At 68.2% G+C, this 9,575-nt stretch carries 7 protein-coding genes and 1 pseudogene; 1 reads left to right on the top strand and 7 read right to left on the bottom strand.

All coding sequences use genetic code 11. The annotated features are described in order from the left end of the window. The 6 genes and pseudogenes from ACRDUX_RS27375 to ACRDUX_RS27350 all read right to left on the bottom strand — a co-directional run. Positions 1-580: pseudogene (locus tag ACRDUX_RS27375) on the bottom strand (acyl-CoA synthetase FdrA); the annotation flags it as partial. Between the two features lie 32 nt (positions 581-612). Then, positions 613-2,598, bottom strand: a complete 1,986-nt coding sequence (locus ACRDUX_RS27370; protein WP_526418401.1) for an allophanate hydrolase-related protein — start codon at positions 2,596-2,598, stop codon at positions 613-615. After that, entirely contained in the window at positions 2,595-3,299 is a 705-nt protein-coding gene (locus ACRDUX_RS27365) for a cysteine hydrolase family protein (RefSeq protein WP_526418399.1), read from the bottom strand. The genes ACRDUX_RS27370 and ACRDUX_RS27365 overlap by 4 nt, the downstream gene beginning before the upstream one ends. 22 nt (positions 3,300-3,321) lie before the next feature. Continuing rightward, positions 3,322-4,278 (bottom strand): carbamate kinase, encoded by a 957-nt coding sequence (locus tag ACRDUX_RS27360; protein WP_526418397.1) that lies wholly within the window; start codon positions 4,276-4,278, stop codon positions 3,322-3,324. A 20-nt stretch (positions 4,279-4,298) separates the two neighbouring features. Beyond that, complete coding sequence (locus ACRDUX_RS27355; RefSeq protein WP_526418395.1) at positions 4,299-5,675, bottom strand: oxamate carbamoyltransferase subunit AllG family protein; 1,377 nt, start codon at positions 5,673-5,675, stop codon at positions 4,299-4,301. Next, the gene (locus ACRDUX_RS27350) at positions 5,672-7,129 is read right to left on the bottom strand and encodes a hypothetical protein (protein WP_526418393.1); all 1,458 of its coding nucleotides are present in this window, start codon (positions 7,127-7,129) and stop codon (positions 5,672-5,674) included. Before ACRDUX_RS27350 ends, ACRDUX_RS27355 begins: the two co-directional genes overlap by 4 nt. Before the next feature lie 220 nt (positions 7,130-7,349). On the opposite strand from ACRDUX_RS27350, the gene ACRDUX_RS27345 reads away from it, so the two are divergent. Beyond that, positions 7,350-8,846, top strand: a complete 1,497-nt coding sequence (locus ACRDUX_RS27345) for a PucR family transcriptional regulator (protein WP_526418391.1) — start codon at positions 7,350-7,352, stop codon at positions 8,844-8,846. Positions 8,847-8,858: 12 nt separating this feature from the next. Here ACRDUX_RS27345 and ACRDUX_RS27340 read toward each other — a convergent pair. Beyond that, on the bottom strand, positions 8,859-9,575 hold a 717-nt coding region (locus ACRDUX_RS27340), incomplete at its 5' end, for an oxidoreductase (protein WP_526418389.1).

The raw sequence follows: 9,575 nt of genomic DNA, 5'->3' as shown, positions 1-9,575 counted from the left end.
AGCCGGTACCCGACGCAGCGACGATGCCGACGTTGCCTCGAGGCACGACATTGGCGAAGGCGAGCGGTGTGCCCGCGATGATGGCGGTGCCGCAGTCCGGCCCCATCACCAGCAATCCGTGCTCGTGGCCGTAGGTCTTGAGTTCGATCTCATCGGAGACGGCCACGTTGTCGGAGAAGATCATCACGTTCTTGCCGGCCGACAGTGCGTGGCGGGCCTCGGCCGCCGCGTATTCGCCGGGAACCGAGATCAGCACCAGGTTCGAGTCCGGGACTTGTTCGAAGGCTTGCCGTGCGGTCGAGTAGACGGCCTCGCTCGACTGCGGCCGGCTGGTCCGCAACACCTCCACCTGCGCAAGCGCAAGGTCGCAGTCCTCCTCCGTGGCGCACTGGACCACCAGCACTTGGTCGCGCGAGGTGGCCGCTTCGACCTCGGGGGTGAGCAGGCCGACGTCGCCCATCACTCCCTTGTTGAGCTCGGTGGCCATGCCGATCACCGCCTTGATGACGTAGGGCAGGTCATTGACCTTCGCGGACAGCCCCATGAGGGACATCGAGTCTGCGTAGGTGTTCGTCTTCACCACTGATTTGATGTGCACGGATTGCCTTTCACTCACTGTTCGGACGAGAGCACTTGGCGGGTGATCGTCTCGCTCTGCGTGCGGTAGGTGCGCCAGCCGCCGTACTCGGTGATGTCGCGGTGGCGTTCGGCGAGGTCGCGGCGATACAGGATGCCCGGCACGACTCGGCCGTCGGAAAGCTCCACCGGCCCGCGGTAGAGCCCGTCCGGCTCGCCCTCGATGACGCGGAGCAACACCTCCAACGGCACCTGGTACAGCTCCCCGGCGATGCTGCCGCCCTCGCCGTCGTCGGCCCGGTACATCCCCGGATGGACGTCGTCGATGCTGTGCACCCGGTAGCCGTCGGCGGTAGTGGTTTCCTCCAGGAATTCCGCGCCCGCGAGGTTGTCGTGCAGCTCCAGCCCCCGCATCAACGTGCCGTTGACGAACAGCAGGCTGTCGTCGAGAGCTGTGGAGGCATCGCGACGTCCGTGCCAGCCGAAGCCGGCCAGGATCAGCGCGAGGAACAGGTAGCCGACGGTGACCTGAGGGGAGGCGTTGATGCCGAACTCGTAGGCGTTGATCAGCCCGACGAACGACAGCGCCGCGGCCAGGGCGGCGGTGGCGGCGGCCGCATACATTCTGCGGTCGATCACGAAACAGGCGATGGCGCCCAGCAGGATTCCCACCAGCACGGCCCCCTGGCCGAACAGCTTGAGGCCGTCGTAGACCACACCGTTGCCGGCCAGGGTGGCGATCCCGACGGTCGCGGCGTCGGTGCCTGCCGCCGCGAGCGAGTTGTCGATCAGCCCGGTCGCCCATTCGGCGAGGCTCGGCACGATGGCCAGCACGATGGCGGGGGCGTAGCGGCGTGGGCTGACGTCGAAGGCCTGGGCCCCGATGATGAGACCGATGTAGAGCAGCATGGGGAACAGCGCCTGCATCGGGAAGACCGCAAGGAGCACGCCGACCATCCCGGTGAAGCAGACCACCCCGACCACCACACCCGTCGCGAGGGAGTACCCGATCCGGGCACCGACCTGCTTCCAGCCCGGATGGCCGACGTAGACCGCAGGCGGGAACGGCGAACCGAGGAACGATCCGATGACCGCACCGAGGCCGTCGGCGGTGAGCACCTGCCGCATCGAGTAACGGTCACCGGCGGCGGCCGCCGATTCCACGTTGCTCATTGCCTCGGTGAAGTTGTAGATGCCGAGCGGGATCGCCGAGGCCAGCAGCGGCGCGATATCGGACAGCCCGGTCACGACATCACCGGTTGGGAAGGGCAGATGTATTGCGATGCCGCTCAGGGATTCCGACACCGCGCTGGGGTCGAGGATGCCCGACCAGCCGAGCGCAACGGCGATCCAGGCCACCGCAGTCGACAGGAGTGCCGCGAGCAGGCCCGCGGGTGCGCCGAACGGCATCCTCCGGCCACCGAGCCAGCCGACCAGGACGAAGGCCAGTGCCACGAAGGCCACCCACGGGGCCTGCCACATCTGCGCCGACGGCGACATCGAGATGAACGTGATCGAGATACCGGCTAACGCGCCGAGCATGGCCGCCCGCGGTGTGATCCGGCGGATCCACGGGCCGATCAATGCGCCGATCAGGACGACGCAGCCGATGATGAACGCCCAGGCAAGCCCGGCGCGCCAGGCCTTCATCGGATCCCCGGACTGCAACAGCACCGGCAGCATCACGACGAACACCACGATGAAGGTGTGCGGCACACTCGGCCCGTAGGGCAGGGCCGTCACATCAGTTCGGTTCTCCCGCTTGGCCAGTCGTCTGGCCAGGATCGTGTACCAGATGTTGCCGAGCGGCAACGCGATGCCGAGTGCGGGCAGGATGCGGCCGTAGACCGTCTCGGGCGGGATCTGCACGACGGTCAGACACAGCCCGGTGATTACCACGACGTTGAGTAGAACGCCGGTGCCCAGGCCGAAGAATCCGTTCCAGTCCCCGCTGGTCCACCAGCGGACTCGCGCAGGTGTCGACGTCGACACCGCAGGCGATGCGGCATTGGGTTTCGTCATGTGTCGCACTCCTGTGGGTCGAGATCGGACATCAGGTACTCATCGATGGCGTGGGAGAGGGCGGCTGAATCGGTGACCCAGCCGACGATTCCGTCCTGGGCGGCGATCATGGCCAGGGCCGAATCGTGGAACTCGGGAATGTAGGACGCGGTGCAGTCCGAAAGGACCAGGCACTCGAACCCGCGATCGTTGGCTTCCCTGGCGGTGCTCTGCACGCACACCTCGGTGGTCACCCCGGTGAACACCAGGTGGGTGATTCCACGGGCGCGCAGAATCGTCTCCAGGTCGGTTGCGTAGAAGGCGCCCTTGCCGGGCTTGTCCACGACGACCTCGCCGGGAACCGGGCTGAGTTCGGGAATGATGTCGTGCCCGGCCGAGCCACGAACGAGCAGCCGCCCCATCGGGCCGTCGGCACCGATGCGCAGCGACGGTCGGCCCCGATCGTGCTTGGCGGGGAACAGATCACTGAGGTCGGGTCGGTGTCCTTCGCGGGTGTGCACCACCGGCCAGCCCCGCGCACGGAAGCGCGCCAGCACGGCCGCGGTCGGGTCGATCGCGCTGCGCAGCCGTGCCACATCGTTGCCGAGCGATTCGCCGAAACCGCCGGTCTCCAGGAAGTCACGCTGGAAGTCGATGCACACCAACGCCGTTCGCTCCGCCGGAAACGCGAATGGATACGGCTGTGCCGCAGCGGTGATCATTGCAGCTCCGCTGCAGGGGCGATCATGGCGGCCCCTCTGCAACGATGTGCGTACCGGCGGTGCCCGCCATTGCCTCCCGCAGACGGGGAAGGGACGTGATGATCGCTTCCTGGCCGCCGTTCTCGAGGAACTGCAGGGCCGACTCCACCTTGGGGCCCATCGACCCGGCCGGGAACTCGCCCGCGTCCAAGTACTTGCGCGCCTCGTCGGCGGTGATCCGGCCCAACGCGTGCTGGGCGGGGGTGCCGTATCCGACACAGACCTGGTCGACAGCGGTGACCAGGACCAGCACCTCGACGCCAACGGTGGCGGCGAGCACGGCTGACGCACGATCCTTGTCGATGACGGCATCGGTGCTTCGCCAACCGCTTTCGACGCGCACGACGGGTACACCACCACCGCCGCAGGCGATGACGACGGCACCTGCCGCGGTGAGCGTGCGGACGTGTTCGGCCTCCAAGATCGCCCGAGGGCGCGGGCTGGCCACGACCCGGCGATAGACGCCTGGCGAGGTCTCACTGACCGTCCAGCCCTCTTCGGCGGTGCGCCGCCGGGCGACAGCCATCGTCATCTGGGAACCGATGGGTTTCGTCGGCAGCGAGAAGGCCGGGTCGTCCGCGTCGACCTCGGCATGGGTGATCAGCGCGGCGGCGCGTGCGTTCAGACCCCGGCGATGCAGGGCACTGTCGATGGCGGTCGCGATGATGTGCCCGATCCCGCCCTGCGAATCGGCGACGGCCAGCCACAACGGCAGCTCCGGCAGTCCCTCGATGGTGGCCTCGGGCGCGATCAACTCGCCGCGGCGCAGGATGAACCCGACCTGCGGGCCGTTGCCGTGGCTGACCACCACCGTCCAGTCCTCGGCGATCAGCTCGGCGATCTGCTCGGCGAACTGCACGGCCCGCTCCTGCTGCCGCGGAATCGATCCGGGTTCACCGTCGAGAACCAGGGCATTGCCGCCGATGGCAATCAGTGCCACACGTCTCATCACAGCATGTTTCATGGCCGACAAGCCTCCTGCGCCAGCGCAAGGATGGCCGCGGTGAACACCGCGCTGGGTGCCGTGACGATGCCTGCGCCGATCTGGCCCACTCCGGCCTCGCGGTGCGCGATGCCCGTGTCGATCACCGGAAGGATGCCGGTGTCAAGGACTTTGATGACATCGATGCCGCTGGGCGAGCCTGCGAAGTTCGCCGGCGGCAGGGGATAGGCGGGGTGCGGTCCCAGCGTGATTCGCCGCATCGACCTGGTCATGGCCTGCGCGTCGGCGGGGGTTCCGCCGACGAACTGGGTGATCGCCGGTGAGGCGGCCATCGCGAAGCCACCGAGACCAAGGGTCTCGGTGATGGCGGAGTCGCCGAGATCGGGATTGGCGTCATCGATGCCGTAGCCGGGGAAGAACAGTCCGTCTGCGGGGCCGACAGGTGCGGTGAACCAGCGGTCACCGGTGGCGGCCATCCGCAGTCCGAACTCGACACCGTTGCGGCACATCGCCGTGACCAGCGTCGAGTCGGGCCACCCGACCGCGGCGTCCATCGCCAGTTTCGCCGAGGCCATCGACAGGTTGAGCGCGAAGTGATCGTTGTCTGCCAGAAAACGCAGCACATCGGCACCGCGCGGCAGGCCCGCGAGTGTCGGTGCCAGCCGCCGGGTCAGCAGGCTGGTTGCGGCAACATTGCGGTTGTGCCCCTCATCGCCCATGGCGAGGGCCTGGCCGATCAAGGACGTCACGTCGACCGGACCGTCAGCGGCGAGGGCAAGGTCCAACGTCGGGCCCAAGACGTCGCGCATCCACGCCAGTCGGTCGATGACCTCGTCGTCGAAGGCGCCGTACCGGAGGACCTTGCCGAGGCCCTCGTTGAGGGTGGCGAAGGCGGTCCGCCCGGCGTCCTCGACGACCAGTACGGGCATCGACGGTGCGATGACCCCGGCCATCGGCCCGACCGCGCCATGCTGATGGCATGGGGCGACTGCGATCTCGCCGCCGTGCAGCATGGCGGTGGCCTGCGTCGGGTCCTTCGCCCATCCCTCGTGGATCACGGCCCCGACCAGGGCGCCCAGCATCGGCCCGCACATCCTGGCGATCTCGATCGGCGGCCCGGCGTGCAGCAGGGTGCGTCCTGCGGCGAGAGCCGGTATCTCGGCGCGGGCCGAACGGACCCGGATCAGTTGCGGTCGGACGTCGTGGACGGCGGCGATGGCCGCCCGATTGGCGGCGTGCGTTGCCGCGGTGTCCACATCGACCATGGCGCTGGCCGCGGCGACGTCCCCGAATGCCGGTGGCCGCCAGTCCAGTTGGACGGTGTCGCCCGGTGGGACGCCATCCACGATGAGCGGGAGTCCCGCATTGAGCACTCTGACGCCGCCGGTGATCATGCGGGCTCCCGCACAGGTGCGGCCAGTAATGCGGCGTGGCGCGCGGCTGCGGCATTGGAATCATGAAGCACCACACCCACATCGCGCAGGATGCGGCGCTGGCCGTCGATTCCCTGGGGATCGTCGCGGGTACCGCAGACCGAACCGATGACCAAGAGGGTGCGACCGTCAGTCGAGGCGATGTCACGCGCCCGGCGCACCGCAGCGGCCAGGGGAGTGGCCGGGTCTGCGGCCGCACCGTGGCCGAGGACGACGTCGACCAGAAGGATCCCGACGTCGTGGCGCTCTGCTGCGGCGATGATCCGGTCGGTGCGCTCGGACGGGTCGATCATGGGATGTGGGCGCCCAGCGGTGTATTCATCACCGCCCAGGTCGATGATCTCGGCATGCACGCCGACCCGGCTGAGGATGAGTCCAGCCTCGGCCGCCAGTGTGCCTCCCGTGTAGAGGCCGAGAACACCGCGGGGAACGGTGTCCGGTGTCGACACGGGCACGTCATCGGTGACATCCAGTGAGGTGCCCAGCAACTCGGCCACCGCCTGTGCGCCGCCCTCCAGCGTGCCACGCACCCGGACCGGTCCGTCGTCGTCGGGGACCCCCAGCAGACACGCCACGGAGGGTTTGCCGAGCGCAGCGAGCTGAGCCAGGATCCGTTCCGCCACTTGGGGTGCGGGTGGTTTGGACACCAGCACCACGACTTCGGTCTGGGGGTCGTCACGAAGCAGATCCAACGCATGCCCGCTCATCAGGCCGCCGACCTCCGCGGTGAGGTCACGCCCACCGACACCGATGAGCTGTGAGGTGCCGCAGCCGACGGCGTCGAGCAGACAGGAGATCTCCTGGGCGCCGGTGCCCGATGCGGCGACGATGGAAACCGGCCCGGGCCGGACGACATTGGCGAATCCGAGCCCAACGCCGTCGATGATGGCGGTGCCGCAGTCCGGGCCCATCATCAACAAACCCGAATCGAGCGCCAGCCGCTTCAGACGGACCTCGTCGGAGAGCGTCACATTGTCGGAGAAGCAGAACACGTGCAGGCCGCGCCGCAACGCCTGTTCGGCGACAACGGGAGCGTAGGGACCCGGTGTGGACACTGCCGCGATGGTGAGATCCGTCCGGTGCGCGATGGCCTCGGCCACCGTGCGCGGGACGGTGGAATGCGTCGGCGTCTCACCATGATCGACGCCGTGCAACCCGTCCTGCACGGCCTCCAGCGCTCGTGCCGCCGCCGCCGCGTCATCGGCTCGCACGACGATGACGAGATCATCGGGTGCGGCCTCGACGTCCGGCGGGAGCATGTCGGACTGAGCCAGGACCCGCATGTTCGCCGGCGTGCCCAGCACTGCGCCGACGCGCGTAACGCCCGGCAGCTTTTCAGCCGAGCCGGCCAATGCCATCAGCGTGACGGAGTCCCGGTAGAGACGCGGCAGCACCAGGAAATCCGTGACCGTCATGCGTGAACCCGGAACGGGAGAAGCGGCGTCAGCTGTCCGAGATGGACGAGTGTGCTGATGCAAGTAGTTGTGCGGTGGCGAGTGGAACCCTGTCCAAAAGCGCCTGACATGCTGTGAACTGTAGGTGCGACAGGCCGCCGAACGCAGCGTCCAGATCGGCAAACGAATTCAACGGACGGTGTCCTAATCGGACAAGGAGCGCGAGATAAGTAACGTCACGGTGAACGACCTGCTGACTTTGCCTGCGCTGCAGGGTGCGTACGTCTTTGGCGGCGCCAGCGGACTGGACAGGGGCGTTACCGGCGTGAATGTCATGGAAGTTCCCGACATCGAGGCGTATGTGGCGCGGGGGGAGTTGTTGCTCACCAGCGCCTATCCGGTGCGTGAACATCCCGAGCGACTCGTCGAGATGCTGTCCACGCTGACCGAACGCGGCCTGGCGGCGTTGGCGATCACGCCGGTGCGCTACCTCGGCCAGCTTCCCGATCGGCTCGGCGAGGAGGCCGACAGGCTGGGCTTTCCGGTCATCGTGCTGCCCGACGGTACGTCGTTCAAGCAGATCATCGGCGCGGTGCTGGCGGTGGTGCTAGCCGACTACGACGCCGAACCCGTTGGTGCGGAGGCGATCCGCGAGCGTCTCACCGGTATCGCCCTCGCGGGCGGCGGTCTTGAGGAGATCGCCCGCACCCTCGCCGGCGCGCTCGATCGTGAGGTGCTCATCGTCGATGAAGACGCGCAACCTCTCGGACACGCCAGTCCCGACGAGGGCGGTGACACCTTCGCCGGCACCAGCCTCGATCCGGCGGAACCCTTGACCCCGTGGGTCTTTCCGATCACCGTCGCGGGAACGCCACGCGGCCGGATCCTCGTCAACGGCGAGCCCGAGCCCAGTCTCGCGCAACGGCGGCTGATCCGGCAGTCCTGTTTCGCGGCCGGTATGCACATCGCCCAGGTGCTGGCCGGGGTGGAGCTGGACCGACGGCTGCGGGTGCTGTTCCTCGAAGAACTCGTCTCGGGCAGCAACTTCGACGAACCCACCCTGCAGCAGCGCACCAGATTGTTCGGATGGGATGTGGCCGGGCAGCGAGTCATTCTGCTGACCCGCTGCTCCGGCGAACTCACCGACGCCGCCGTGCAGAAGGCCGCCAGTGTCGCCCTGCCGAATGGGTCGCTGGCGTGGCCGCGCGGCGGTGAGGTCGTCGCGCTCGTCGCACTGCCCGATGTGGTTCCGCACTATTACCTGGACCTGCTCGCGGCCCGCTGGCGTGCCGCGTTGGCCGACGTCGGCGCGGCCGATGTCACGGTGGCCGTGGGATCGCCTGCCGGTCATCCGGCCCAACTCGCCACGAGCCACAGCACCGCCAGGGAGGCCCTTCGGATCGCCGTCCAGACTCGGATGCAGACTGCCCGCTTCGACGAGCTCGATCTCGAGCGGTTGCTCCTCACCGCGCCCCGCCCCATGCTGGTGGACTTCGTCGATCGCAACGTCGGCGCACTCGTCGCGCAGGATCAGCGCGACTCTTCCGAGCTCTGCGCCACCCTCGAGGCCTATCTCGGGTACGGGAACGCCGCTGAGGCAGCGCGCAACCTGTACATCCACTACAACACCATGAAGCATCGACTCGCCCGGATCACCGAGCTCACCGGCGCCGACGTGCACGATCCGCGAACCCGGCTGTCGCTCGCCATGGCGATGGCGATCCGCAATCTGATCTGACGGGCGCCCACGTCAGCCCGGTCCGTCGCTGGCCGCCGCGAGTAGCGGCACCACCAGGTCGCTGATGGGCGTCGCGAGCCCGTGTTCGGCACCCTTGCGGGCGATGACGCCGTTGCGGACGTCCCACTCGAGCGGTCGGCCCTGCTCGCGGTCGGTGAGAATCGACGTCGTCAGGTCCTCTGGCATCCCGGTGAACATGCCGACGACCTCATCGATTACGTCATCGTCGAGGTGGGCTCCCTCGGCCCGCGCGACGGCGAGCCCCTCGGCCAGATAGGCACGGGCCAGAGCGGCGACGTCATCGCGTCGGTACATGCCCGACTTGCGGCCGGTCAGCACCATCAGGCCCGCCACGGCGTTGGTCAGCAGCTTGCGCCAGGCATCGTCGGCGAATGCGGGAGCGCACTCCACCGTCAGCGACGGCCCACGCAACACGTCGGCAAGACGGCGTGCGGCCTGGTCGTCGGGGACGACCAGGCGGACGGGCGTCCGCAACCGCACCCAGCCCTCGGGCTGCGTGAGAGCCGAGAACCACACCGCGCACGGCACGACGGTGGAGGACGGGCAGTACTTGCCAACGCGCTCGACCTGCTCGACGCCGTTCTGCAGAACGCACACGACGGTGTTCTGGTCGCACAGTCGCTCGAGCCAGGTCGCCGCCGCAGCGTTCTGGGTGTCCTTGACCGCGAGGATCACCACGCCGACCGGACCGTCGATGGTCTCCGGGTC

Source organism: Mycobacterium sp. (assembly GCF_050701675.1).
Classification (GTDB): domain Bacteria; phylum Actinomycetota; class Actinomycetes; order Mycobacteriales; family Mycobacteriaceae; genus Mycobacterium.
The sequence above is the reverse complement of the archived record's forward strand: the minus strand, read 5'-3'. Positions and strand labels throughout refer to the sequence as shown.

Bases quoted from the DNA above. Each gene is read 5' to 3' on its own strand.
- ACRDUX_RS27370 (WP_526418401.1), bottom strand. From the start codon at position 2,598: ATGACGAAACCCAATGCCGCATCGCCTGCGGTGTCGACGTCGACACCT.
- ACRDUX_RS27355 (WP_526418395.1), bottom strand. From the start codon at position 5,675: ATGATCACCGGCGGCGTCAGAGTGCTCAATGCGGGACTCCCGCTCATC.
- ACRDUX_RS27350 (WP_526418393.1), bottom strand. From the start codon at position 7,129: ATGACGGTCACGGATTTCCTGGTGCTGCCGCGTCTCTACCGGGACTCC.
- ACRDUX_RS27365 (WP_526418399.1), bottom strand. From the start codon at position 3,299: ATGATCACCGCTGCGGCACAGCCGTATCCATTCGCGTTTCCGGCGGAG.